25 protein-coding genes and 1 pseudogene are annotated in these 24,878 nt (G+C 51.6%); 14 read left to right on the top strand and 12 right to left on the bottom strand.

The features are described 5' to 3' along the window. The 4 genes and pseudogenes from A7E48_RS09240 to A7E48_RS09225 all read left to right on the top strand — a co-directional run. Positions 1-207 (top strand): annotated as a pseudogene (locus A7E48_RS09240) (L-asparagine permease); the annotation flags it as partial. Between the two features lie 198 nt (positions 208-405). Beyond that, complete coding sequence (ilvD, locus tag A7E48_RS09235) at positions 406-2,253, top strand: dihydroxy-acid dehydratase (protein ID WP_068172624.1); 1,848 nt, start codon at positions 406-408, stop codon at positions 2,251-2,253. Between the two features lie 10 nt (positions 2,254-2,263). Next, the gene (locus tag A7E48_RS09230; protein ID WP_068172620.1) at positions 2,264-2,803 is read left to right on the top strand and encodes a GNAT family N-acetyltransferase; all 540 of its coding nucleotides are present in this window, start codon (positions 2,264-2,266) and stop codon (positions 2,801-2,803) included. A 48-nt stretch (positions 2,804-2,851) separates the two neighbouring features. Further along, positions 2,852-3,154, top strand: coding sequence for a hypothetical protein (locus tag A7E48_RS09225; protein ID WP_068172617.1), 303 nt, complete (start codon positions 2,852-2,854; stop codon positions 3,152-3,154). 101 nt (positions 3,155-3,255) lie between these two features. Here the strand turns inward: A7E48_RS09225 and A7E48_RS09220 are convergent, their stop codons facing one another. Both A7E48_RS09220 and A7E48_RS09215 read right to left on the bottom strand, forming a co-directional pair. Further along, on the bottom strand, positions 3,256-3,546 hold the full coding sequence (locus A7E48_RS09220) for a putative quinol monooxygenase (RefSeq protein ID WP_068172614.1): 291 nt from the start codon (positions 3,544-3,546) through the stop codon (positions 3,256-3,258). A 9-nt stretch (positions 3,547-3,555) separates the two neighbouring features. Further along, positions 3,556-3,843 carry a putative quinol monooxygenase gene (locus A7E48_RS09215; protein ID WP_068172611.1) on the bottom strand — a complete coding sequence of 96 codons (288 nt, stop codon included), beginning with the start codon at positions 3,841-3,843 and terminating at the stop codon, positions 3,556-3,558. Between the two features lie 220 nt (positions 3,844-4,063). Here A7E48_RS09215 and A7E48_RS09210 point away from each other — a divergent pair, with 220 nt between their 5' ends. The 9 genes from A7E48_RS09210 (at position 4,064) to A7E48_RS09170 (ending at position 14,038) form a co-directional block, all read left to right on the top strand. Beyond that, positions 4,064-5,146, top strand: coding sequence for an ATP-binding protein (locus A7E48_RS09210; protein ID WP_068172608.1), 1,083 nt, complete (start codon positions 4,064-4,066; stop codon positions 5,144-5,146). Between the two features lie 39 nt (positions 5,147-5,185). Then, a complete protein-coding gene (locus A7E48_RS09205; RefSeq protein WP_068172605.1) occupies positions 5,186-6,382 on the top strand; it encodes an RNase H family protein in 1,197 nt (398 codons plus the stop codon). A gap of 200 nt (positions 6,383-6,582) precedes the next feature. After that, positions 6,583-7,023 (top strand): CoA-binding protein, encoded by a 441-nt coding sequence (locus A7E48_RS09200; RefSeq protein WP_083147343.1) that lies wholly within the window; start codon positions 6,583-6,585, stop codon positions 7,021-7,023. Between the two features lie 369 nt (positions 7,024-7,392). Next, the gene (locus A7E48_RS09195; RefSeq protein WP_068172603.1) at positions 7,393-8,394 is read left to right on the top strand and encodes an NlpC/P60 family protein; all 1,002 of its coding nucleotides are present in this window, start codon (positions 7,393-7,395) and stop codon (positions 8,392-8,394) included. Between the two features lie 430 nt (positions 8,395-8,824). Next, on the top strand, positions 8,825-9,958 hold the full coding sequence (locus tag A7E48_RS09190) for a PLP-dependent aspartate aminotransferase family protein (RefSeq protein WP_068172600.1): 1,134 nt from the start codon (positions 8,825-8,827) through the stop codon (positions 9,956-9,958). Positions 9,959-10,003: 45 nt separating this feature from the next. Further along, a complete protein-coding gene (locus A7E48_RS09185) occupies positions 10,004-10,825 on the top strand; it encodes a transporter substrate-binding domain-containing protein (protein ID WP_068172596.1) in 822 nt (273 codons plus the stop codon). A 23-nt stretch (positions 10,826-10,848) separates the two neighbouring features. Next, positions 10,849-11,523 (top strand): amino acid ABC transporter permease, encoded by a 675-nt coding sequence (locus A7E48_RS09180; protein WP_068172594.1) that lies wholly within the window; start codon positions 10,849-10,851, stop codon positions 11,521-11,523. Beyond that, positions 11,516-12,265: an amino acid ABC transporter ATP-binding protein gene (locus tag A7E48_RS09175; RefSeq protein WP_068172591.1), complete on the top strand. Its 750-nt coding sequence runs from the start codon at positions 11,516-11,518 to the stop codon at positions 12,263-12,265. The genes A7E48_RS09180 and A7E48_RS09175 overlap by 8 nt, the downstream gene beginning before the upstream one ends. Before the next feature lie 246 nt (positions 12,266-12,511). Further along, the gene (locus tag A7E48_RS09170) at positions 12,512-14,038 is read left to right on the top strand and encodes an MFS transporter (protein WP_068172588.1); all 1,527 of its coding nucleotides are present in this window, start codon (positions 12,512-12,514) and stop codon (positions 14,036-14,038) included. Between the two features lie 169 nt (positions 14,039-14,207). Here the strand turns inward: A7E48_RS09170 and A7E48_RS09165 are convergent, their stop codons facing one another. The 4 genes from A7E48_RS09165 to A7E48_RS09150 form a co-directional block, all read right to left on the bottom strand. Next, on the bottom strand, positions 14,208-16,136 hold the full coding sequence (locus A7E48_RS09165) for a penicillin-binding transpeptidase domain-containing protein (protein WP_068172586.1): 1,929 nt from the start codon (positions 16,134-16,136) through the stop codon (positions 14,208-14,210). 62 nt (positions 16,137-16,198) lie between these two features. Further along, complete coding sequence (locus A7E48_RS09160) at positions 16,199-16,834, bottom strand: DedA family protein (RefSeq protein ID WP_068172582.1); 636 nt, start codon at positions 16,832-16,834, stop codon at positions 16,199-16,201. 148 nt (positions 16,835-16,982) lie between these two features. Next, complete coding sequence (locus tag A7E48_RS09155) at positions 16,983-17,552, bottom strand: GNAT family N-acetyltransferase (RefSeq protein ID WP_068172578.1); 570 nt, start codon at positions 17,550-17,552, stop codon at positions 16,983-16,985. A gap of 2 nt (positions 17,553-17,554) precedes the next feature. Continuing rightward, positions 17,555-18,310: a UTRA domain-containing protein gene (locus A7E48_RS09150; RefSeq protein ID WP_068172576.1), complete on the bottom strand. Its 756-nt coding sequence runs from the start codon at positions 18,308-18,310 to the stop codon at positions 17,555-17,557. Positions 18,311-19,527: 1,217 nt separating this feature from the next. On the opposite strand from A7E48_RS09150, the gene A7E48_RS09145 reads away from it, so the two are divergent. Then, positions 19,528-21,153, top strand: coding sequence for a glycerophosphodiester phosphodiesterase (locus A7E48_RS09145; RefSeq protein ID WP_068172573.1), 1,626 nt, complete (start codon positions 19,528-19,530; stop codon positions 21,151-21,153). A 398-nt stretch (positions 21,154-21,551) separates the two neighbouring features. On the opposite strand, the gene A7E48_RS09140 is transcribed toward A7E48_RS09145, so the two are convergent. The 6 genes from A7E48_RS09140 to A7E48_RS11505 form a co-directional block, all read right to left on the bottom strand. Beyond that, a complete protein-coding gene (locus tag A7E48_RS09140; protein WP_068172571.1) occupies positions 21,552-22,361 on the bottom strand; it encodes a trimeric intracellular cation channel family protein in 810 nt (269 codons plus the stop codon). 146 nt (positions 22,362-22,507) lie between these two features. Next, on the bottom strand, positions 22,508-22,939 hold the full coding sequence (locus tag A7E48_RS09135) for an ASCH domain-containing protein (RefSeq protein WP_198924141.1): 432 nt from the start codon (positions 22,937-22,939) through the stop codon (positions 22,508-22,510). Further along, positions 22,932-23,354 (bottom strand): gamma-glutamylcyclotransferase family protein, encoded by a 423-nt coding sequence (locus tag A7E48_RS09130; RefSeq protein ID WP_255376930.1) that lies wholly within the window; start codon positions 23,352-23,354, stop codon positions 22,932-22,934. Before A7E48_RS09130 ends, A7E48_RS09135 begins: the two co-directional genes overlap by 8 nt. A 78-nt stretch (positions 23,355-23,432) precedes the next feature. Beyond that, on the bottom strand, positions 23,433-23,726 hold the full coding sequence (locus A7E48_RS11420) for a hypothetical protein (protein ID WP_233126051.1): 294 nt from the start codon (positions 23,724-23,726) through the stop codon (positions 23,433-23,435). After that, positions 23,723-24,490, bottom strand: coding sequence for a sugar phosphate nucleotidyltransferase (locus A7E48_RS09125; RefSeq protein WP_255376929.1), 768 nt, complete (start codon positions 24,488-24,490; stop codon positions 23,723-23,725). The genes A7E48_RS11420 and A7E48_RS09125 overlap by 4 nt, the downstream gene beginning before the upstream one ends. A gap of 16 nt (positions 24,491-24,506) precedes the next feature. Then, positions 24,507-24,650, bottom strand: a complete 144-nt coding sequence (locus tag A7E48_RS11505; protein WP_255376928.1) for a sugar phosphate nucleotidyltransferase — start codon at positions 24,648-24,650, stop codon at positions 24,507-24,509. Positions 24,651-24,878: the final 228 nt, after the last annotated feature.

Here is a 24,878-nt window from a genome sequence, read left to right as displayed (position 1 = left end):
GTAGGTACTTTTACTTTGGGCTCACTCATTATCGTGATTCCTTTGCTGGTGATTGGATGGTTCGTCGTGCGTAAGGACGTTCTTGCTATTGCGGCTGAACGCCAGGGTTACACAGGTATTAGCCCTATCATTGCTGATCGTCCTGCAGCTGCTGCCTATAAGGACAATAAGGGCGGCAGCGTCCGTCAGAATCACACTGAAAAGTAAATCTTTTCTGATTCTTTAGAGACTAAATAGACGACGCTCGGGCGCTGCCCGAGCGTCGTCTATTTACATTCTAGGAATTAGAAAAAGGGTGAGACAGTGTGGAAATCTGTTCATATCGTGGAACCGCTCACCTGAATATGGGGACGCTCGGCACAAAAGCGTAAACTGACTTGAAAAGTCGCCTACTAGGAGGAACTCATGCCTGAACTGCGTTCACGCACATCTACTCACGGTCGAAATATGGCAGGAGCTCGTGCGCTGTGGCGGGCCACAGGTATGGGGGACGACGATTTTGGTAAGCCGATTATCGCTGTGGCTAACTCGTTCACTCAATTTGTGCCCGGCCATGTCCACTTGAAAGATATGGGTCAGCTGGTGAGTCAGGCGATTGCAGACGCCGGCGGTGTAGCTAAGGAATTCAATACGATTGCGGTCGATGATGGCATCGCAATGGGGCATGATGGAATGCTCTATTCCCTGCCTTCTCGTGACCTCATTGCAGATTCAGTGGAGTATATGGTCAACGCTCACCGGGCTGATGCTCTGGTGTGTATCTCTAACTGCGACAAAATTACCCCCGGTATGTTGCTGGCGGCTATGCGATTGAACATTCCTACTATCTTCGTATCCGGCGGACCTATGGAATCTGGTGAAGGTATTGAGGGTGTCGTTGAGCACCGCCTGGATCTGGTGGATGCTATGGCAATGGCTGTGGATGAATCGGTCTCTGATGCCCAGCTAGCTCAAATTGAGAAGAATGCTTGCCCCACCTGCGGATCCTGTTCTGGCATGTTTACGGCTAATTCCATGAACTGCCTCAATGAAGCCATTGGTTTAGCTCTGCCGGGTAACGGAACCACGCTGGCAACTCAGATTGCTCGTAAAGCCCTCTTCGAAAATGCTGGTCGTACCATTGTTGAGCTGGCAAACCGTTATTACAAGAATGACGACGATTCGGTGTTGCCCCGATCCATCGCCACTAAAGAAGCCTTCGAAAACGCAATGGCTTTAGACGTTGCCATGGGTGGTTCCACCAATACCGTTTTGCATATTCTGGCAATTGCTAACGAAGCGGAGTGCGACTTTACGCTGGAAGATATTGATGCTGTTTCCCGCCGCGTTCCTTGCCTTGCTAAGGTCGCTCCCAACTCCACCAAATACCACATTGAGCACGTCCACCGCGCAGGCGGTATCCCTGCGCTGCTTGGCGAGTTGGACCGCGCCGGTTTGCTGAATAAGAACGTCCATTCAGTGCACTCAAATTCGCTCGAAGAATGGTTGAATACCTGGGACATTCGTTCAGAAAACCCCAGTGCAGAAGCGCAAGAACTCTTCTTAGCAGCGCCCGGCGGGGTGCGTACCACCCAGGCGTTCTCCACCGCCAATAAATACGAGTCATTAGAGAAGGACGCCGAAAACGGTTGCATCCGCTCTGTTGAGCACGCCTACACTGCCGATGGCGGTCTGGCGGTTTTGCGAGGAAACATTGCTGAAGATGGAGCAATCATCAAATCTGCTGGTATTGACCCTGAGCTGTTCCACTTCAAGGGCAAGGCATTTGTGGTGGAGTCTCAGGATGAAGCCGTATTCGAGATTCTGTCGAAGAATGTGAAAGAGGGCGACGTCGTCGTCATCCAGTACGAAGGTCCCAAGGGGGGTCCGGGCATGCAGGAGATGCTCTACCCCACTTCGTACCTAAAAGGTCTGGGTCTTGGTAAAACCTGCGCACTGATTACCGATGGGCGTTTTTCGGGCGGAACCTCGGGTATCTCGATTGGGCACATTTCCCCCGAGGCGGCATCTGGCGGTGCCATTGGGCTGGTGCAGACCGGTGACGAAATCGAGATCGATGTAACCCATCGAATCCTGCGCGTCAATGTATCCGATGAAGAGTTGCAGTCCCGCCGTGAAGCCAAGGGTCCGCTGCCGTGGAAGCCCACTAAGCCCCGGGAACGTGAAGTCTCGAAAGCGCTGAAGGCGTACGCGATGATGGCATCTTCGGCGGACAAAGGCGGCGTGCGAGTGCTGCCCGAAGAGTATCGCTAGGAGAACCCTTATGGCTGAAGAACTTTTCTGGCCGCTGCCCGTTGCCGAGCTGACCGACGGCGTTGTCACTCTGCGCCCTTTTCGCGCTGAGGATGTAGACGATATTTTTGCCAGCTCTACCGACTCCCGCATGCGCCAGTTCACGCAGGTTCCGCTGGAGTACACTCGCGACATGGCAGAAAGCTACGCCCAAAAGCCAGAAGACCTCACGCGCTGGGCAATAACGGGTGAGGAGTTGGACGGTCGCTATTGCGGTTCTATTGAGCTTCGCCTGATTGACGAGGATATCCCTGCGGTGTCGGTGGGGTATAACACTTCCCCGTGGGCTCGCGGTAAAGGGTTGCAGACGCGCGCTTTGAAGCTGGCAATGCAATACGCCTTTGATCAGGGTGTCCATCGAGTTGAGGTCAAAGCTGCTGTGGCTAACCCGGCATCGCGCCATGTTGCTGAATCGGCCGGATGCACTTTTGAGGGTGTCGCACGAGCAGGCGAAAACCTGCGGGGAGAACTGCGCGATATGGCAGTCTACGCGCGTCTTGCAACTGACTAGATAGAAGTAACTTATGGTCTGAGTCCGGGGAATATCTAGAGGAGAACCATGCGAATCTACGATCCTTATGCGAAATGCGGAGTCATTCTGGCGGGGTGGTTTATCGGGGGACTCATCCTGAATATGCTTCTCTCTACTCTGTTCCCTGATGGGTCAGAAGATGTCTCCGAATTTATTTATGTAACCGTGGTTGCGGTTTGTATCTACGGTCTCACACGCATATTCCGCGCGGAGGGCGAAACTCCTGCACCGCGACCTTGGTGGCAGATGACTGGACGTCCCACGGCGGCGTTTATCCTGGCTCTATATTACTCATTCATAAGTAGCCCGATAGCCCAACATAGAAACTAAGAACACACGGTCTTCCCACAACCACAGTTAAAAAGCTGTGTCAGCGGGAAGACCGTGTGTTTTCAACGTCGGTGGCTCGTCGTCGAACCGATAAGCTCTACCTAGAATTCGTAGGTGCGTACCTCAAGAGGCTCAGAGAGGTACTTCTCCCACTCACTCATTGCTTCTTTGAAATGAACTGAGTTGGAGTGTGCATCGAGTGCTTCTTGACTTTCCCAGCGCTCTAAAAAGGCGTACTCGCCTTCGCTCCCTTCTTCGACGACGGCGCCGAAGTCGTAGCTAAGGCACCCGGCATCCTGCGCGCGGGTTGTGTCGACTAGTTGCTGCGCGGATTTTTCGAACGCTTCAACGGCTTCAGAGTTGACGGAGGCTTTAGCAATAACGCCGATCATGAGTGACTCCTAAATCTCAAAAATGCTGATTTGCATAGGTTCTGCCAGATGTTCCTGGCAGGTTTCGTCGGCCTCTTTATAATGCTCGGTTTCCATGTGTGCTTCGAGTGCTTCGATGGATTCCCAGCGTTCTAAGAATGCGAATTCGTTCTCCGAGCCTTCACCCTTCATAGGGCCAAAGTTGTAGCTGATGACGCCGTCTTCAGAGAGGGATTTTTGGTGGAGTTTTCGAGAGAGTTCCTCGAACGGCCCACTGTGCCCAGGCTTGACGGTTGCTCGCGCAAATACGCCTATCACGGTGCTCCTTGATGGTTAGAAAATATATCGAGTTCACGCTATCACTGGAGGGTTTAGCAGAGCGAGAAATATATCAAAGGGCGAGAGATGTATCAAAGGGTGGTCAGTGGCGTGTTTGTGGGGCAGGTGGTAATCCTCTGAGAGGGGAAGAATGTCGTCTAACCTTGAACCCCCAAGATATAAAAGATATAAAAGATATAAAGGTTTTTTAAGGAGAGCGATGACGAACGCGCAACAAACTCAACAGGAGCAGGGTTCTCTCGCCGCCAGCTTGGTGGGCAGGGAATCCCAGCTTGCCGCGTTTACGTCGCTTCTCCACGAAACTAACTCCAGCAACTTCACGGTTATTTCTGGTTCAGCAGGTATTGGAAAGACCACTTTGCTGAAAGCGTGTGAAGGTGTTGCCCGCAATGCTGGGTGGCGTGTTGTTTCAGATATTCCGTTGAAAGGTCTCAGCGATCGCATGCGGGGCACTTATCTTCCTGCGTTGCACGAATCGCTGACGGATCAAGGGCAGGGACAGGAATCCTTCGGGAAGGAGTCCCTCGCAGCACAGGTGGAATCTCTCGCGGAGGTCCTGCGCTTAAAGGGCACGGGGTTACTCTTGACCTTGGATGCAGTAGACCGCTCTTGCCTACCTCGCCTAGAAAATCTTGTGGAGGCACTGGTCCACGCCCAGAAAAAGGGCTTACCGGTACAACTTCTGATGGCCGGTAGGACGGCGGAGATGCGAGAGATACTGGAATCGTCGGTTATGTTGCCCCTTGGCTCGCCCCTGCGCTTTGACGTGTGTGCTTTGACGCGCGAGCAAACGGAAAGCGTTTTGCGGCAAGCTCTGGAATCATGCCCGGCTATCCGCCACGATTCGCTCAGCGAATCTTTGCTCTCTCGCGCATGCCTTGCTACTAAGGGACACCCCTACATGGTGTACCTGGTAGCGGAAGCGTTACGTCAGCAGGCGCAAGGAGAGCTCTCAGAAGCTGAAGTCGTCAGCGGTATCGCTTCTGCCCAAGAGAAGCTGGGCGCGTCCGTCCTCGAACCGCTGTTGTCTAAACTCTCAGCAGGGGATCGAGCCTTCTTGGAGGCAATGGCGCAGGATGAGAGCCCCTCTAAAATGAGCGATATTTCCGCTCGTTTGGGCAAAAACCCGCAGTACGCGGGGGTGTACCGCAATCGACTGTTGGAGTCGCAGGTTATTCGTTCTGCATCCTACGGCAAGGTCACTTTCGCCATTCCGCACTTGCGTGAATATCTTCGCGCGCTATCAGTTCGAAGAGCTGAAGATAGTTTCAATAGTTTTTAAGGATAAACAATTACACAGAGAAAAGGAGGTGGAAGAACAATGAGTATTACACCAGCACAAATTAAACGCACTACTCTCACGTGGGAGGCTCCCGACTACACGTCAAGCTATCCTGCCGGTTTCGTAGATATCGGTGTGGCAGTGGTTGCAGTCATGATGGAGTCGGTGAAAGCAAAAGGTAAGTGTTACGCCGGACTGTCAGCCATGATTTTCATATCCCGTGAAAACGGCGATCGTGAAGTGATTGAGACTCAGCCGATTACGGAGTCCTGTGCGCATTCTCTTTTAGAATCGTGCGATGACGTTCACGTGGCGATGCTGGGGCGTGCAATCTTGCGGGCCTGGGAACTTATTCCTCAGGAATATAAGCAGAATTTGATTACCGTGGCTGCGGATAGGCACGATCTCAAATTATTGTTCCGCCAGTTTGGTTCATTGAAAGACATCATGGAGTACCGCTCCATCGATAAGGTATTAAACCCTTATGAGTCACATTCCCTTGGGGAGCAACATGTGAAACTAGTGGGAACTCCCGCCGGTGATCTTCTTCCGCACTATATTGAAGAAGCATCCCGACTAGCCCATCAGCGCATGGAAGCCGAGGTGGCTTTGCGCCCGGTAGAGAAGCTCACCGAATACCGAGTATTCACCGATTGCTCTTACCGCTCGACGAACAATAAAAAGTTTGCTCGCGGCGGGCGCATGGGTATTGGCGGTGTGAGCGAAGACGGCTTCTACTTTCACGCCCACTATGACGCCACCAACATTATGACCGGCGAACTCTCTGCCATGTTGGCGGCATTCCACATTTTCTACCACGGCGGACGGCGGCTCATCATCCATACCGATTCTTTAGGTGCTTTGACGTTCGTGCTCCGTTTAGCGCATAACCGCTGGTCATTTGAACACTGGGTAGAAGAAGGTGCGCAGAACCTCCAAGTTGTAGAAGAAATGACCGAGCTGACCGAGGCTATTCGTGAACGACGCGTCATCGTTAAACACGTGCCAGGGCACACCGGACACGGTCTCCAAGAATCCTCTGATTCTGTGTCTAAGATGCACCGCCATTTCCCGGGCCAAGTGGTCGAAAAATGTAACGTGATGGAATTCAACCGCCGTTGCGAATCTATTATTACTGCGCTGGCAGGTTGTCCTAAAGCGGTACGTTTACCCTGCCCAGAGTGGTCGCAGATTCGCCCCTCAGTGATTCATACAAGAAACAGACTGTGGAAGTAGGAGGTTTATTCATCAGGTAGGAGTTGTACCTTCCGCCCAACACAGCTTCGGCAAGCGATCCCTCTCGCCCGCTTCGCTAGCGCTCAGAGGGGCGATTCACGCTAGACCCGGCCAGCTTGCCCCACGCTGTGCTGGCCGGGCGGATATCTGCGACTACCTTATGAATAAGTCTCTGAATATTTAGGGAGTAGGAACTTTTCGTGACTGAAGAACGTACCTGGGTGGAGCCCACCGCCCTACAGCGTCAGGACATTTTGCGCACTACCCGCACTATCGCCATTGTGGGCATGAGCGACAAACCCGCTCGCCCGTCCTATGGGGTCGCGTCCTATCTACAAGAGTCTTCTTCCTACACCCTTTACTTTGTTAATCCCCTGCTTGCCGCAGAAGGTAAAGAGGTTCTGGGGCAAACGGTCTATGCCTCGCTGGCTGACCTACCTCAGGCGCCAGACATGGTAGATATTTTTCGCCGCTCTGAAGACCTCCCTGGGGTGGTGCAAGAAGCTATAGAGGTGGGCGCTCGCACAGTCTGGATTCAACTGGGCCTGTGGAATGAGGACGCCGCACGGCTAGCTGAGGACGCCGGGCTCAACGTGATGATGGACAGTTGCGTCAAGATTGAGCATGCGGCTTTGCTGTAAATCGTTACTTTATGACACGCGATATTCTGCCCAGTTCAAAAAATTTTTTGCCGGAATGTGGCGTAGCGAGAACCCGAAAACCGAAAAATACGGTAAGTAAACTTGCTTAAAAATTTCTCTGAGGTTATTAGGGTAAACGCCTGACTGGATGCGGAAATAGTGAAGTAGGTCATGTCGCTTTAACGACGGCGAATGTTCCTGTGAACCATGTTTGTGGGCTGTTTTGCGCTGTCTGTTTATAACGAATCTATATATTTTGTTACCAAATTGTTATAAGCTAACCAGCGTGCCACCAGCAACTCCCCAAATTACTGGTGAGCATCGCCGGGGTAACCTGGCTTGTTTCATACACATTTCGAAAGGCTCACAGTGCGTTCATTCTCAGTTGGCGTAGCAGGTGTACTTATCTCCGGCGTCGTCCTGACCTCAGCAACCGTAGCAACCGCAAACTCATCAGAGAGCGCTCCTACCGTCGCTCCTCAGAGTGAAGCAACTCTTGCAGCATTCGAACTGTCTCAGAATTCTCTCATCTCAACCTTGGGTGCTCCCAAGGTTGTTGTTCCTTCTGTTGATCTCAAGGCAGAAGCTGCTGCGAAGAAGGCAGCTGCAGAACAGCATGCGGCAGAAGCCAAAATTGCTGCAGCCGAAAAGGCTGAAGCTGACCGCCAGGCTGCTGAAAAGGCTGCCGCTGAAACTGCTCAGAAAGCAGAAAAGGCAGAAGCTCAGAAGCTTTCAACTGCAGGAGCAACCGTTGAGTCTACTCAGGCTCCTCAGGCTGAAAAATCAGCTCCTGCACCTGCAAGCAGCGCATCTGCTACACCTCAGTCAGCTGAGACTGCTACGTCGGTAGCAACCGAGCAGGCAGCACCCGCTGCTCCTAGCACTTCGGCATCTGCAACACCCTCAGCAAACACTGCAGTGCCTGTAGCACCCGTTGCCAAAGCTGCTACCCAGTCCAAGCCTGCAGCTCACAAGTCTCAGCAGAACAGCGCTCCTACTTTGAGCGTTGCAACCAACAGCGCCAAGCGTAATGCTGTTGTTGCCGCTGCAAAGCAGGCTGCATCTGTAAACGCTCAGACTGACTGCACCGCATTGGTATCTAACTCATTGGCAGCTATTGGAGTAAACTTCCACGGCTGGCCCGCAGATTACCAGAGCCTCGGCACCATCGTGAGCCAGTCTCAGGCACAGCCTGGCGACATCATTTACTACCAGTCCAACGGTTTCGGCTCCTCGCACGTTGCACTGTATATCGGTAACGGCCAGGCAGTACACGGCGGCTGGAACGGCATGGGCACCTCGGTATTCTCCGTGAACCTGCCTACTGGCTCAGCCCCCATCTTCATCTCACCTAGCGTATACAACGGCTAAATAGATTTCTTCCCGTATAGCGGGCGAGGGCGTCACCAACCGGTGGCGCCCTTTTTGTTTGCTCTAGATCTTGTAGGAGCGAAATTGAGGCGCTGTGAAGCGGTTCCAACAAAAGTACACCGTTGCGGTAAAAATACATGTTTAAGGTTGCATTTTTGCCGCAACGGTGTACTTTCTAGTGTCTCGCTAAGGTTGGTTTACCATTTTTGCATCTGCGGGGGACGTCGCCCCGTCAGAAAGTAGTTTCACTGTGGCGGAAATATCTTTAATTGCTTTACATGTAATGTATTTTTAGAGAGGTTTATGACGTTTCATTACTGAAATCTCGCTCGTACCGCTATCAGCAATTAAAAGAGGGTCCAAAACAGAAAGCAGGGTATAGTCTCGTTTTCTAAAGATATTTTCTCCACTCGAAAGCGAGCAAACATCAGTGTCAGGATTTACCACCACTGCAATTCACTCTATTGAAGACGTAGAGAAGAACGCTATTGTTCCTCCCATCTACCTTGCCTCGACTTTCACCCAGCCGACCGACGGCACCGAGGGAGAATTCGAATACCAGCGTGGAGGTAACCCCACTCGTACTCAGGTGGAGAAGACCCTAGCGAACATTGAGGGCGCAGAGCACTCATTTGTCTATGCCACAGGTATGGCTGCCACCCAAGCAGCTATGGGTCTTGTCCAGGCAGGGGAGAACATCCTTTTGGGCATGCCCAATTACGGTGGTAATTACCGTTTCGCCACCATCGAACTGCCCAAGCGTGGGGCAAGCGCAAAGTTTATCGGAGATTTTTCTACTCTTTCTGATGATGACTTTGACGAAAAGACCACCATGGTCTTCTTGGAAACCCCGGCTAACCCCACGTTGAAGGTCTCGGATATTGCTAAGATTTCCGAAATTGCCCACCGGAACGGTGCCATCGTCGTTGTAGATAATACTTTTCTCACTCCCTACCTGCAGCGCCCTCTAGAACTCGGTGCAGATATTACGGTTCAGTCCGCTACGAAGTACCTGGCGGGCCACGGGGATCTTCTGGGCGGTGTGGCATCCACCAATAACCCTGAGCTGGCAGAGCAGTTATGGAAGGCGCAGCTTATCTCCGGTGGAGTGCTCTCACCAATTGATTCCTACCGCTTGCTACAAGACATCAAGACTCTCGCTTTGCGTATGGATCGCCAGCAAGAAAATGCTCGACGCATCATTGAAGTAGTGCAGAACCACCCTTCCGTAGAAAAGGTACTTTTCGCTGGCTCTTACAATGAGAGCGACGCCGAAATTCAGGCACGCCAGGCAAAAGGTATTGGCGCACTCTTCTCCTTCACACTCAAAGAAGGCAAAAACATCAAAGCATTCTTGGACTCGCTCAAGGTTTTCGGGTTTGCCGTGAGCCTGGGCGGCATCGAATCCCTGATTTGCCTGCCTGCCACCATGACTCAGGGCGCTTATACTCCAGAGCACCTGGAAGAATTTGCTGTTGAAAAGGGTCTTATCCGTGTTGCCGTAGGTATCGAAGATATTGCTGACTTGGAAAAAGACATCACGACCGCTCTAGACGCCGCCTAACCGTAAGATATAGACCTAGCTACTTTTTGGAAGAAAGACATCACCATGAATAACACCTCTATCACCCGTCGATCCGCTATCGCGCTCACCGGCGCTGTTAGCTTGGCAGGTTTCCTCGCTGCGTGCTCGTCGTCGTCCTCTTCATCCCAGGACAACGCTGATAAGCTGCAGAAAATTAAAGACGCCGGCAAGATTCGCATCGGCATGGAGGGCACCTTCAAGCCGTGGGGTTTCCATGACGACTCGGGCAAGCTCGTGGGCATGGAGAAGGAAATTGGCGATTTCATTGCTAAGGACCTGGGCGTAGAAGCAGAATATATTGAAACTCAGTGGGATTCGCTGATTGCCGGTGTGGATGCTGATCGCTACGACATCGTCATTAACAACGTGGCGCCCACGGATGAGCGCAAGCAGAAGTACGATTTCTCGATAACTTATGTAGCTTCTGAAGGCAAGGTGGGCGTACTGGATTCGTCCGATCTAAAGAAGGTATCTGATATCAACGGTAAGACTGCCGCTGCTTCTGAAACCTCGAACTTCCGTACCCTGCTGGAAGAGAACGGTGCAACCATCGTGACCGTTACGGGTTTTGATGAGGCAATCGAGCAGGTTCTCTCGGGCCGTGTAGATTGCTGCGGTAACGACGCTGTGACCTTCCAGGCTTACAAACAGGAGCACCCCGACGCTAAGATTCGCCTTCTCGAAGGTGAACTGGGTGAGGCATCTGAGGCTGCTATCTTGATGCCTAAGGGCGCAGAATCGCTGAAGCAGGCCATTGATGATTCGTTGAAGAAGCATATAGATAACGGTGATTTGAAGGCTATCTACACCAAGTATGTTGGCTTTGACCTCACTCCTAAGGCATAAAGCTAGATAGGTTTTTCGAAAAGATGGATCGTTATCTTAGCCTGTGGGCTGAGTCGTTGCCGCAACTTCTGATGGCAACTCTGAAAATCACTATTCCACTCTCAATCATTGCTTTTATTCTTTCGATTGTGATTGGCATTGTGGCGCAGGGGTTGCGTTCGAGTAGGTTCAAACCTCTTCAATGGGTTTCGAATATCTATGTGTGGCTGTTCCGTGGAACGCCGCTGCTGGTGCAGTTGTTCTTGATTTTTTACGGGTTGCCTAAGCTAGGAATCACTCTCGATGGTTGGACGGCGGCGATTGTCGCGCTTTCGCTCAATACCGGTGCGTATGTGGCTGAGACTTTCCGTGCTGCGGTTGCCTCGATTCCTCGAGGGCAGTTTGAGGCTGCACAGACATTGAACTTCACCAAGTTGCAGACGTTGCGCCACGTGGTGGTACCTCAGGCAGTGCGTATTGCGCTACCTCCTTTGGGTAATGATTTGATTGACTTGGTCAAAGGCACCTCGTTGGTTTCCACTATTTCGCTCATTGACCTCTTCCAGGCGGGCAAGCAGATTGCTGCCCGAACTTTCGAGCCTTTGGCGATGTATGCAGAGGTTGCCGCCGTCTACCTGGTGATTTTCACTGTGCTTTCGATTCTTCAGAGCTACCTGGAAAAACGAAGCAATCAATACATGAGGAGTGTTCATGCTTAGCGTTGAAGGCCTTTCCAAAAGCTTCGGCAACCAGCACATTCTGAAGGATATTAATCTTCAGTTGAACGACGGCGAGACGACGGTCATCTTGGGTCCGTCTGGCTCGGGCAAATCTACTCTGTTGCGTTGTCTCAATCTGTTAGAAACTCCCGAGCAGGGTACTCTGACGATTGAGGGCGACCGTTTGCAGTTTGGCGGGAAGCTGTCAGATGCTCAGGTGCGTACCATGCGTCAGCATTCGGCAATGGTGTTTCAGCAGTTCAACCTGTTTCCTCATTACACGGCGTTGCAGAATGTGGCTTTGGCACCTACTTTGAACGGGAAGATGTCCAAGAGCGAGTCCCAGCAGCTTGCGAGGGACTTGCTGGTGAAGGTGGGTTTGGAGCACCGCATTGATTCTTACCCTGATTTGCTCTCCGGTGGTCAGCAACAACGCGTAGCTATCGCACGGGCATTGGCAGTGAGCCCCGATTATCTGTTGTTTGACGAGCCGACTTCTGCGTTGGATCCAGAGCTTGAGGCAGAGGTTATCCGAGTGCTCATTGATTTGGCGCGGGAGAACCGGTCGCTGGTCGTGGTGACTCATAATATGGCGTTTGCTCAGAAAGTCGCCAACAAGATTATTTTCTTGGATGAGGGAAGAGTGGCTTTTGACGGTCCAGCCGGCGATTTCTTCGCTTCTGATCAGCCGCGCATCCGGCAGTTCCTCAACATCTTTGATGTCGTAAGTAGTGCCTCTTAGGTCAGGTTCAAGGCGCCACCGCAAGGTGGCGTCTTTTGTTTTTAACGCATCTTTTAGCAGTAGACCCTGGGTAAGAGTTCAGAGAAGCGGAGGAGCAATCTGGGAAAATATCCAAATTTTAAGTGATATAAATCTCTTAAGTCCTTGATATGGCTCACTAAAACTACACTCAACCCCTATAAACACTGAGTTTCTACCAGTTGTCTGCGTTATCGTTTGTAAGTCACGCAAAAAGAAAGTTTACTTATGGCTACTGCTGAGCAAATCCACAACAACTTTCCTCTGTTGAAAGAGGACGACATTCATGTTGTCGACTCGCAAGAGATGAAAAAGGCTCTCCGAGCAACCATTCTGGGAAATTTCATGGAATGGTTTGACGTCGGTGTGTATGCCTATCTCTCTGCCTCTATCACCGCAGTTTTCTTTCCCTTTGGCGATCCCTGGGCCAAGCTCGCTTTCTTCGGCGCGCTTGCTGCAACTTTCATCGTGCGCCCCATCGGCGGCCTTGTTCTTGGCCCCCTCGGCGATAAGCTAGGGCGAAAGAAAATCCTAGCTTTCACTATCATCATGATGTCTTTTGGCACCTTCTTGATTGGCTGCATTCCCGGTTATAGCACCTGGGGCATGGCAGCGCCCATAACGCTTATTCTGCTGAAATTCGTGCAGGGCTTCTCTACCGGCGGCGAATATGCTGGTGCTGCAACCTTTATCGCCGAGTACGCTCCAGACCGTAAGCGCGGCTTTTGGGCATCCTTCTTGGATATGGGTTCCTACATTGGTTTCGCTACTGCGGCAGCGTTAGCTACCGTTATTGAACTCATGCTTACTCCCGAACAGATGCTCGCGTTCGGCTGGCGTATCTGTTTCTGGGTTGCGCTGCCTCTTGGCCTTATCGGTATGTACATGCGCTCGCACATCAACGAGTCAGCAGCTTTTGAAGCTGAAATGGATAGCGATAATAATGACGAAGGTCGTTCCGTATGGGACTCTTTCAAGAGCATCTTCAAGGGTTTTTGGCCTCAGCTTCTTATTGGTTCAGCTCTAGTGATGTGCGCTCAGGTGATTGGTTATGCACTGACCACCTTCATGCCCACTTACCTCACTGATTCGCTGGGTTACGACACTCTTCACGGTAATGCTTTGCTCATTCCCGTTTTGCTCATCGTTGCGTTTGCTCTTCCAGTTTTTGGTTGGATTTCAGATAAGACTGGACGTAAGCCTGTGATGATTACCGGTGCTATTTTAGGTATTCTTCTGGCCGTGCCGTCTTTCTGGCTCATGATGCGTGGAACCGCAGTCGCAACCTTCCTGGGTTTGATGCTCATGGGTATTTTGCTCATGTTCCAGGCTGCGATTCAGCCCTCCACTTTGCCCTCGTTGTTCCCCACCGCTAGTCGTTACACTGCAATGGGCGTTATGTTCAACATCGCTGTGGCTCTTCTAGGATCGACGACAGGTTCGGTTGTTACCGTTCTGGAATCTTGGTGGAATACAGAGTACGCAGGTGCTTACTACATTATGATTGCCTGCGCGGTTGGTTTGGTAGGCATGTTCTTCCTCAAGGAGACCGCTGGCCGTAACTTGCTGGGTTCTATGCCTGCGGTTGAAACCGAAGAAGAAGCAGCCGAATTGGTTGAAACTCAGTTGGAAAACGAAAATTTGGATACTTCAACCATGCCTATTCCTCAGGTTCGTATTGACCGTGCGGAGAAAATCCTCGAAAAAGAGGGCGGCATCTCGACGGACGCCGCAGCTTCAGTAGCTAGCGAGTAGTATCGCTTATTCATAAAGTAATGGAGCCGGACGCTCGGAACAGCCATCGGCAAGCAAACCCTCTCGCTTGGATTCGCTAGCGCTCATTGAAGCGATTCACGCCAGACCCAGCCAGCTTGCCTCATGCTGTTCCGAGCGTCCTCTCTACTTTATGAATAAGCTTTAGTGCCTAGTTCTTGAATTCCTGGAACATCTCCAGGGCTAGGGGAGCGCCGGTGATAGAACCCAAATTGCCATCCTCCACCACAAGAGCCACAGCAATATCTTCGTGAACTGCCATGACCCAGGAGTGGGTTTTAGGCGGGTTGTCGTTGCCGTATTCGGCAGTTCCCGTTTTACCCACGGCGGTATCGGGAGTGAGTTCTTTGAGGTTTTGTAGTCCGCCTTCGGCAACGACGCCGCGCATCAGGGTTTTGAGTTGTTTAGATTCGTCTTGGGTGAGTGAGGTGTTAGAAACTTTTGTTTCGCCTAACTGCTGCTCTTTCACCAGAACAGGTTTGACCACTTCGCCTTTATACGCGCTGGCTGCCACGATTGCCATGGCAATCGGTGAAACCAAGATTTTTCCCTGACCAATCATGGATGCGGCGTGCTCTACTTCGCTGGCATCGGTGGGCACCGTGCCAAAGAATGCCGGTACGCCGAGGTCAGCTTCTATACCGATGCCTAAAGCAGCGGCGGCGTCGTGCAAATCTGCCTGCGTCACCTTATCGCGTTCGTTGATAAAAGCGGTATTGCTCGACTGCGCCACCGCTACAGCCAGAGTTTGCTCGCCCAGAGCATCTGCGGGGTAGGTGGAAGCGTTCTTGAAGGTTTGACCGTCTACGGTAACCGATTCCGAACAGTTGACAATGGAGTCGGTCTTCATGCCCTTGCGAAGCAGGCTGAGTGAGGTAGGAATCTTGAAGGTAGATCCGGGAGCGTACTGGGACATTAGAGCGGTAGAGAACCCCTCAGAAGCCTTACCGTTGGCAGCAACCAGGATTTCACCGGTGGATACCCTCATAGCCACAATAGCGCTGGGGGAATCTTGATCTTCAAGAATCTTTACCGCTTGAGATTGCGCTGCAGAATCGAGGGTGATGTTGAGGTTCTTGCCGTTAGAGACATCCACCTGGTGGAGAGGGTTATCTCGATTAATGAATTGTTCTGGATCTACAGAACCATCATCTTTGATTTGAACGCTGTAGATTGAGTAGCCATCGGTGCCTCGCAAATGCTCATCAAACCGTTCGGACAGACCGCCGTGACCGATCATCTGCCCTGAAACAAGCTTTCCTTCAGATTTTTCGATGTCGTCGGATGTCGCAGGGCTCACCGTGCCCAGAATATCCGGGGCAAAATCGGCGCTGGGTGCCAGCGAGCGGGTACTTTCTGTGCTGAAAAACCCCTCAATTTTCTCGATGTCGCTTTGATTAATCTTATTGAAAGCCTCTTGGCGTAATACGATAGCCTCAACAAACTGGCTTTCGCCAGCATTTTTTACCTGTTTCGCAAAAGCATCTGCGTCAATATCTACGAGTTCCGCCAGGGCTCGTGCAGATTTCTGCTGTGCTTCATTTCCAGAGACTTTAGTCTTGTCGATGCCTACCTGCACCACGGGGCGAGAGGTGACAATCGCGGCGTCGTCCTGCCCTAGAATCTCACCTCGGGAGGCGGATTTTGATTCGAGAAGCAACCCTGCGGATTCCTCCACATCGGGGTGGATGACGGTGGGCGACCACTGCGGGGTCATATTCTCGCCTTCAGCGGTAAAGGTAACCGAGGAATCGTATTCCCAGGGCTGAGGAGAACCGGGAATCTTCCATGCCCAGTGGAGCTTGGCTCTGGGAGAGTCGCCCCCTTGATTGACTTCAGCCACGGACACGGTGGGTTCTGCCCCGGTCATATTGTAAGACGCATGTTCCAGCGACTTCTGTGCCTGGGCAGCATCCCGGTTGGCAAACTGGATTCCTGAAATGTCCAGATTAGTCAGCGCAGAAGCAAGGTTCTGGGCACTTTCTTGGAGGTGAGAATCTGAAGAACAAGCAGAGAGCGCAAGCGCCAGAGAGGTTGCTGCAGACCCTAGAAAGAGGTGACGGCGAGAAAATGTGGTCATGTTTTATCAATTCAAAAAGTCAGCACAAGCTGAAACGTTAGGTAAAACTTAGCCTACCTAACTTAGCGCTGAGAGTGGCTTTGTTTCTGGCGCTTCTTTTGGCGACGGATTAGCTTAATAATTACCCAAATGATTAGGGCGGCAATAACGATTTTGATAACGGTGGAGAACTGTCCGATCACATCGGCGACCTGGCTCCAATTCTCACCCAGAATAAAGCCCAGGTAGATGAGGAGCGCGTTCCATACGGCAGAACCCAACAAAGTAAAGAGCCCGAAGGACAGGACGTTCATGCGGTCAATGCCCGCAGGAATTGAAATCAGGGAGCGCACACCGGGAATGAGACGACCAAAAAGAATGGAAAGTTTGCCGTATTTATCGAACCAGTGCAGGGACTTATCAACGTCCTCTACCTCCACTAGCCACATCCAATCCGCAATGCGGCGGAGACGGTTAGCACCAATGACTGCGCCTAACCAGTAAAGAAGGTACGCACCGACTACTGATCCTGCTGTAGCCCACAGGAACGCCGCGATGAGATTCATATTGCCTTGGGATGCCGTAAAACCTGCAAGCGGAAGAACAACCTCGGAAGGGATTGGCGGAAACACGTTCTCCAAGAAAACTGCTACACCCACGCCGGGGGCTCCTAGAATCTCCATGAGGTGGATAATCCAGTTGATAATCGAATCGAACATTGTTTCCTTTCCCGCATGGCTGCTGCAGTGTAGATAAAATAACAGCGCAGATAAATATGGGTTCAAATTGATGGTTCAAGTTGTATAGCCAAAAGAGCTAAATACCTGGAACTTTACCTAAAACCACTGAGAAAGAGCTGGGAATATCCTAATCTAAACCGATATGCGAGAACTGTTTGCGCGTCATGGTCGCCGTGCGGGCGTCCAAACGGGTGTCTGTGCCGTTTTCGGTGGGGCGACCCTGAGTGCCCTTTTCTTCACACCGGATGTCACTAAACCCAAGCTTGATAGCAACCCGCTCGGAAGCGGCGTTGCCGGCAATCGCTGTCCAGGTCACTTCGTCGAGCCCCATACCCAGCGGGTCAAAAGCAAAACCTAAGACGACGCGCGCGGCATCGGTGAGCAAACCCTGACCCCGTAGTACAGGCGCAAGCCAAAAACCTATCTCCGCTGAGGTGTCAGTCAGGTTGTAGAGGCTGACGATACCAGCAAAAGTACCCGAAAGATCGATTCCCCAGATGAGCTCATTGCCATTATCGGCAGCGTCGTGACTGAATTCGATGTAGTTTCTTGCGGTTTCTTCGGAATAATTCAGGGGAACACCCATGCACCAGCGTAAAATTTCGGAATCTTGGCAGGCGGAAGTGAGCTCTGGAATATCAGCTTCGCGCAAAGGGCGTAGCGTAAAGCGTTCTGCAATGAGCTCGGGAACTGGCATGGCTACTTTCCGAACTCGCCCTCCAACACAATGCGAAATCCGGGGTGTAACAGGCACGCAGCGGAGACAAGTTCTTCTTCAGAATAAGAAAAACGTTCAATACGAAGACAGGGCTCAGTCGAGTCAATTTTTAGTATCTCGTGCTGATCCTTGTTAGGAAGAATAGCATCAATCTTGTGAATGCCATGAGTGACTGATATGAGGGAATTGAGGTAGGAAGCGGGGGGGAGGTTCTCGAAATTTTGTTCCAGGTAACGAGGCGCGATGCGGTCGTTGACGAAGCGTTCTTCAATTTGAAAAGGTACGCCGTCATCGAAGTGCACAATCACCGAATGGAAAGCGGTCTCTCCCATTTCCGGCGGAATCTGCCCTGAATCCCAGAATTCATGGTCATCTTCCTTAGTAATTTTCTCTAGTTTGAGGAGCTTTTGAGAATGGGAATGCCCGCGCTGTTTAATCTCATCGGCGATATTGTGGACGCTTATGAAGTCACCGGGAAATTTTTCTTCGGCGACGAACGTGCCAATACCGCGGGTGCGTTTGAGCAGACCTTCGTTACTGAGCTCACGCATGGCCCGGTTGACGGTCATACGAGAAATTCCCAGAGCGTTGACGAACTCATTTTCTGAAGGGATGGGATCGCCCGCCTTGAGATCTCCGGATTCAAGCTGCGAGGTAATCATCAACTGGATACGCCGGTACGCCGGCATTTTGGCGGGAGTATTGGCGTAGAGCTTTTTGACTTCGTCGATAATCATCTGGATCCCCTCATAATTAGCTCCGGCGGCTGCTTTCCAACATGCTGCCAGTTTTACTCGTGTACACAGGATTAGATGCCGAGCTTAGGTAAGTCTATAGGCGACCGTAAAGTAATTTATGGTAGGGCAACCAGCAATACTATGTTTTTAAATTTGAAATTAATCTACCTTTTGGAGTGGCTTCTTATCAAATATTTACGTGAGTAAGTGATGAAGCTATCCCTATAAGTACGTTACATCCTAGATGTGCACATTCTTAGTCTATGGGAGAAAAGGCAAAGTTAAAGTAAAAGGCTCGCATCTCTCCCCCGAAAGATGCGAGCCTTGCATACTTCAGAGCAGCTAGTTTTATCTTCCCCAAGATACTAACTGCGCTGGTATTCGAACGTGTGAGCTACAAGAGTGCGATTCTTTCCCCGAAAAATCGCTGTACATAAAGACTGTCTCAGCATTCAATCTGCTGTTGCCTCTTGGGTGCGAACCTTTGGCTAGTCTGTTCTCTCGGCTTTCACCGTTCGATCCCATTGCTGGGTGTCTCACCCTTGCGGGCTGACTTCTAAAACTATACAGAAAGTTATTCAACAGCCGCTATGACCTATAAGTATGAGTACCCTCATCCGATGGGCTTAGACGGGGGATTCTGGCGTATTTATGCATCAGTCTGTGGGGGAGGTGTCGTGGAATTTGACCCTTCAAGGCACTTTACGGAGAAAATATTTTTTAAAAAAAATTGTGGCTGACTTGGGTAAGGGGTTGCTGTGGCGTTGAAAATGTAAGCCACCCCTATTTTATTCGACATTCCGAATATCATTTGTTGGGTCATGATGGGGACCAAAAAATTTTTTAGAAAATTTTTCTCACGATTCCCGGGCTCTGCTTGTGGATAGGAAAACTTTGCGAATCAAGCACTTTCTCATGGAGAAGGTTATTTCGGCGGTAAAATAAGAGTTTGGCATGCGGAGATAGAACAAATTCTCAGGTTTTTCTGGAGTGTCGAAAAGTGAGGTTGAGCATAGATGTGTATCACGGTTTGTCCCCCAAAAACGAAAGAATAAATAGTATTTCCCCTTGTGGGGAAAAAATTGCATCACTTTGGAGTAAACCGACAAAAGTACCCGTAGTTGTATAACCCTGAGAAATGACTAGTGTGTAATCCCAATGTCCTACGGGGGAAACATAGGACGTAAAAAATTATTTAGAACTGATCTAGGGGATTTATGTCTATTTCTCAACACGAGAACGCATTTGGCGTTTTAAACCGCCGAAATGCTCTGCAACTTACCGGTGCAGGAGCTGTACTGGGTGCAGCGTCGCTTGCCGGTGGAACAACAACAGCGCAGGCTGCTGAGCCCGTTTCTGCAACATTGGTTGACCAATTTCTTGCTCAGCCCCAATTCGTTATTGCACACCGTGGTGCCGGTGACGTAAATCCCGAGCACACCGCTTACGCTTACCAGCAGGCGATTATTCGTGGCGCGCGCGCCGTCGAGATTTCTGTACGCACCACGCTAGATGGCGAGCTCGTGTGCATGCACGATAACGCACTGCGCCGCACAACCACCCTGTCTGAAGGGTATGTATCGTCGTCCTACCTTGCTGATTTGAAACAGGCAATGGTGGATATGCGCCCCTTTCTTGGTTCGGGTACGCCTCTGCGCAATATCAATACTCTTGCAGAAGCGTTGGACGTTATTGCCGTAACCCCCGCTGGCGGAGCTTTCAATTCGGTGGGCGCGAATGCAATACTTTTCGTCGAGGCAAAAGACGCCGGCGCTCAGGCACAGCTTCTCCAGGTGCTGGAGGCTCGTGGCCTGAAGAATCAGGTTGTTATCAAGATGTACCGCAACGGTGCAGGTGGATTTGACCCCGAAGCTGGCTTTGTAAAAATCGCCAAAAATGCGGGCTTCCGCACCTGGTGCTACTTTGATGCTGGGGATTCACTGGCGAACATCACCACTTTGGTGAAGTCACCCTATGTGGACCTCGCGGGTGTGCCTTTCTTTGAGACTGTTACCGGTCGCGCTGCAACTTCCATGAGCGACTGGAAGATTACCAGCATTGTTGCACTGGGTAAGCCCGTTATTGTCTGGGAAGTGCACCGCCGGTCTGTACGAGATTATTTCGCCACTCTCGGCGTGCGCGGCTTTATGTCCCCTAACCCCTACTGGCTTTCAGGTGGCGGAACTAGCCCCGATTTGTTCTTGGATCAGGCGCGCCGTTTGGACGGTATGCTCCCGGCAGGTCAGCAGGACGTCAGTAACATGCCAGTGTGGGAAAATAACTCGCTGATCCATCGCGAGATTTACGACGAGTCTATGCTCTTGGGCCCCATTTCTCACCGCGTGGAAACCTCCGGTGGTAACTGGGTGATGTACTTTGACTTGAAGTGGGAAGGTCGTCTGCCTAACACTGACTGGCAGTACGGATATATGGCATTTGGTCGCGCTGATGACTCGCCGTTTGATATTGGTGGAAAGTTTGATACCACCAACCCCAACGGCGGCGGCTACATTTTGGCAGTGCGCCCGCACGCTTCTGTGGTTGATGAGAAGGGTGTTTACCGCCAGGGCGACCTTGTGCAGTTGCTGCGCGTCGATGCCGGTAGTGCTACGCTCACGCCTTTGGCAACCGTGGTCCCCAAGACGAAAATTGTGGCAGACCAGAATATTACTTGCAAGTTGATTGTTCGCCCCGGCACTATCACTTTTGAAGCAGGCGGAACTCGCTCACAGCCTGTGGCTGATGCTACTTACCGTGGGCCTCACGTACACTTCGGTCGCTACCACGGTAACGACGTCGGTGGTGGTTTGGCGTTGAGCAACGTGGTGACCTATAAAATCTAAGAATGCATATATTTACTAAAAAATGAATAAAATGCTCTGACAAGGGGAATGAGTTTTAGACTCATTCCCCTTGTTGTTTATTGCAATTATAGTGGCTGGAAACACAAAAGAGGTTTTCGGCAACGGGTTTTAGCCGTCGGGGCATGTCAGGAGGGGGAGGCACTTTTTCATCATCTCGGAGTGCTTTCCTCCGGCTAAATTAAGCGAAAAATAGGCTCATAACGCTGGTACAGTTGAAGATACGCGAACGCACTAGTTCTGCCATTATTAGCAAAGTGAACCTCCACTGGGGGATTCAGTCCTCTTGATTAGATTGCGAACCCGATCAAGAAATAAAATACCCTCGAAGTATCGTAAATGATACTTCGAGGGTATTTTTATACATATTTGACGTGTGGCTAGCGCTTTCTAAATTTAGAAATATTTTTAAACCTGTCTCGTTTGCGATACTTTCGGATTTCCTCCGGTGTAAGAATCTGCAAATTCTCCGTCAGAGGCTGGCCGGGCGTCCATCCCTCATTCTCATCAAACACCACAGCGGTCCGACGAGAAATGAACTTGAGCTGCGGTCGCGGCACCTTCAAATTAACGGGTGCGGGGAGTTTCCAATTCTTACGACGAGCAATCAAACCAATTGCCAAGCACGAAACAATCGAAACCGCCATTGCTACGTTAGGGCGGCGGAAAACCTCGGTCAAAAGAGCGGTTTCCGTAGCCCCCACTAAAGCGACCGTGGCATACAGCGAGTTACCGCCCAAGATAGAAGGAATACGGTTCACCATAATATCGCGCAGGACGCCGCCGCCCACCGCCGTCGTCACGCCCAAGGCAATAGCAGGAATCCAGTCTAAACCAGCGCCCAACGCCTTGATGGTTCCGGTGGCTGCCCAGCATCCCATTCCTAGAAAGTCCACAATCACCAGAACGCGCGATGCCCACTGTGACCCCAAATCCAAGAAATAAGCCAGCGCAGAAGCAATAATCACACCTGCCCAATACGCAGAATCGGTGAGAGCAACGGGAAACCCAATACCCAGCAGAGTATCGCGAATCAAACCGCCGCCCATGCCAGAGAGCGCGGCTAAAAGAATAAAACCGACAACATCAAAGCGAAAAGCGCGGGCAACTGCACCGCCCAAGAGCCCGTTGGCAACAACTGCCGCGACGTCGACAATCCGAAACAGTAGGCTGGGATCCCAATCTTGCAACGGCTCACTCCTTGGCGCATAAATCTAAACGGGCGCACTCATCATATCGCTTGGTGTCTGATGGGCAAGAACGTATCGATCACACACAAGGGCTAATTCTAAAGAGCAACTGTTCAAGCGAGCCCGGTACAGCGGGGGAGCGAGTCTTAGGCTCGGGCGATGACTTTGAAGCGTACGTAGACTACGGGGGTGTCAGCGGTGATGCCCCGGTAGTCTTCGCCCATTGATGCGCGGAACTGTTCCGATTCCCAGAACTGGCGGTGCGCCGTCTGCCAATCGGAAATACTCTCGAATCCTTCGCCTTCGTCCAGCGCTTGTTGAAGGGTGATATCTCCAAAGGGGACGACGGTGACTTCCGTATTCTCGGTAGCGCAGACTCGGTTGCCGTCGGAATCAAGAATCGCTTCTCGGTCTCCTACCGCTGGTAAAGGATCACCGTCCATTTCATATTGCTGAACCAGGGACGAGGTGCCGGTTTTCTCCCCGCTTAGGATGGCGGCTACCAACTTATCTCGCAGTGGACCGGGGAAGCTGTAGTGACCCTCTTCGAGAGACTCAAGGCTAATGTTTTCAGGCACGGTCCATCCAATCTCCCGATTTAATCATCGGATATAGTTCTGCTAATTCAGCTTGATGCGCGACCGGCGGGATATATACCCATGCCAGTTCGCGCTTGCCTGAGGCAGTAGTGACTTCGCGCTGAAGGCGGTTGTAAAGGTTTCGATCATCTACGAGGTGTTCAGTCGAACAACCTTCTAACTCGTCCAAAACGGCAGAAACCCGTTCCCAATCTGTGCCATCAACATGAACGAGCGCGCCACGCACCGCCCCGACGTCGTCCAAGGTACCGAGGACTTCTGGCGAATCAAGTAAATAGGGGAATCGACCGTTATCGACGAGCACGGCGCCTTCCAGGGTGGCCGGTTCCTGCCGCTCATCTTTGCCAGCTAGCAAAAAATGGTTGGAACCTCCCACACGCAGAGTTCCGTACACAAAAACCGGTAAATGTTCAGGTATAAAACTTGAAGGGCGGGCGCTGGAAAAATTTCTGGCGTCTAACGTTTCTCCCACTTATTCACCGAGTGTCTGGTCTTGTCCGTTGACGTCTGCCCCGCGTTGAGAGGGCACCAAAACGGTGATATTTCCCGGGCCAGGCTTTGTTTTGCCCGTTTGGCCAACGGGAATCTCTGCAAATACATCTGCAATCACGGATTCGAGAACGGCGCCGGCGGGCACTGTGAGGTCACCGAGCAGAATAGAGCGAGAAACTTTCGCGTCCGCCTCAATGGTCACTCCGGGACCGATGATGCTCCCGCTGACATCTCCGTGAATATGGCAGCCGTGGGCAATCATTGAATGGCTCACATGGGAATCCTGGTAAAAGCGAGCCGGCGCAAGGGGGGCTCATGGTGGGTAATAACTGCCCAGCCGGAGTCGTCTAGATTCAAACCCTTGCCCTCCAGCAATTCCATATGTGCTTTGTAGTAGGCATCAATGGTCCCGATATCTCGCCAGTAGCCGGTATGACGGAACTCGTGTACTTTCTTGTTTTTCACAAAGTAGGGCAGAATCGTCTCGCCGTAATCCCCTAGAGAGGCGCCCTTAGGTTCATCGTGGTCTTCATATTCGTCGAGTTCTTTTACCAGATGGTCCACTGCTTTGCTGAGCGCCTCTACCTTGAAGATAAAGATTTCAGTGGCAACCAGGTTGCCCTGAGGATTCTCGGGTTTGTAATCGTAGCCGGTAACTTTCTGATTCTTTCCTGTTTGCACGACGCCGAAACGTGATGAATCTTCATCCGTTTCAGTCGTGATAATGGTGAGGTCTGAACCCAGCCGTTCGTGCTGTTCCAGGGCAAGCCGGAAGTCCATCTGGTAGAGATGGTCTGCGCTGAGAACCACCACGGTATCTGCCCTAAATGATTGGAGGATCGGAACCTGTTGGTAGAGCGCGTGCCCGTTTCCTTCTGCGAAACCATCCGCTGCGCGGCCTTCGGCAGGCGAAAGAATTTGCAAGCCGTGGCGGGTGCCGTCTAAATCCCAGGGTCGGCCACCGGCGAGATGCTTATTGAGGGTAAACGGGCGATACTGTTCAGCTATCCATACGTCGCGAATTCGTGAATGAGCCAAGTTGGAGAGCACCACGTCAATGATTTGGTAACCCCCCGCCAAAAGGCACTGAGGGTTTGGACCGCGCGTCCGTCAGCGGAGATAGTCTGCTACCTTTCCCGCCGGCGAGAATGAGAGCGACGGTCGCCGGGGAATGGGTGGTGGGAAACGGATCGGACATGGGTACCTCGTTTGCCGTGTTCAGTTTGCGGGGCGTCTCGTCGAGTCGAAACTTTTCGTATCGTTCCAGCCTACCGTCAAGAGGCGAAGTGAAACAGGCTACAAAATTAAGTGCTAGTCAAAATAGCGTTCTGGGGTGCAGTTTTACACCTCATAACGCCACTTTTGCGATCAGTTAAGAATCACCCGGTCGAGCCGCCCCGCCCCACCCCAGACGTCTTACAGCAGC

This window comes from Rothia sp. ND6WE1A, assembly GCF_001683935.1.
Classification (GTDB): domain Bacteria; phylum Actinomycetota; class Actinomycetes; order Actinomycetales; family Micrococcaceae; genus Rothia; species Rothia amarae.
This window is presented reverse-complemented; position numbering and strand designations above follow the sequence as displayed.

Excerpts from the sequence above, each read along its gene's own strand:
- ilvD (WP_068172624.1), top strand. The coding sequence starts at position 406 with ATGCCTGAACTGCGTTCACGCACATCTACTCACGGTCGAAATATGGCA.
- A7E48_RS09230 (WP_068172620.1), top strand. The coding sequence starts at position 2,264 with ATGGCTGAAGAACTTTTCTGGCCGCTGCCCGTTGCCGAGCTGACCGAC.
- A7E48_RS09225 (WP_068172617.1), top strand. The coding sequence starts at position 2,852 with ATGCGAATCTACGATCCTTATGCGAAATGCGGAGTCATTCTGGCGGGG.
- A7E48_RS09220 (WP_068172614.1), bottom strand. The coding sequence starts at position 3,546 with ATGATCGGCGTTATTGCTAAAGCCTCCGTCAACTCTGAAGCCGTTGAA.
- A7E48_RS09210 (WP_068172608.1), top strand. The coding sequence starts at position 4,064 with ATGACGAACGCGCAACAAACTCAACAGGAGCAGGGTTCTCTCGCCGCC.
- A7E48_RS09205 (WP_068172605.1), top strand. The coding sequence starts at position 5,186 with ATGAGTATTACACCAGCACAAATTAAACGCACTACTCTCACGTGGGAG.
- A7E48_RS09185 (WP_068172596.1), top strand. The coding sequence starts at position 10,004 with ATGAATAACACCTCTATCACCCGTCGATCCGCTATCGCGCTCACCGGC.
- A7E48_RS09180 (WP_068172594.1), top strand. The coding sequence starts at position 10,849 with ATGGATCGTTATCTTAGCCTGTGGGCTGAGTCGTTGCCGCAACTTCTG.
- A7E48_RS09175 (WP_068172591.1), top strand. The coding sequence starts at position 11,516 with ATGCTTAGCGTTGAAGGCCTTTCCAAAAGCTTCGGCAACCAGCACATT.
- A7E48_RS09170 (WP_068172588.1), top strand. The coding sequence starts at position 12,512 with ATGGCTACTGCTGAGCAAATCCACAACAACTTTCCTCTGTTGAAAGAG.
- A7E48_RS09165 (WP_068172586.1), bottom strand. The coding sequence starts at position 16,136 with ATGACCACATTTTCTCGCCGTCACCTCTTTCTAGGGTCTGCAGCAACC.
- A7E48_RS09160 (WP_068172582.1), bottom strand. The coding sequence starts at position 16,834 with ATGTTCGATTCGATTATCAACTGGATTATCCACCTCATGGAGATTCTA.
- A7E48_RS09155 (WP_068172578.1), bottom strand. The coding sequence starts at position 17,552 with ATGCCAGTTCCCGAGCTCATTGCAGAACGCTTTACGCTACGCCCTTTG.
- A7E48_RS09150 (WP_068172576.1), bottom strand. The coding sequence starts at position 18,310 with ATGATTATCGACGAAGTCAAAAAGCTCTACGCCAATACTCCCGCCAAA.
- A7E48_RS09145 (WP_068172573.1), top strand. The coding sequence starts at position 19,528 with ATGTCTATTTCTCAACACGAGAACGCATTTGGCGTTTTAAACCGCCGA.
- A7E48_RS11505 (WP_255376928.1), bottom strand. The coding sequence starts at position 24,650 with ATGTCCGATCCGTTTCCCACCACCCATTCCCCGGCGACCGTCGCTCTC.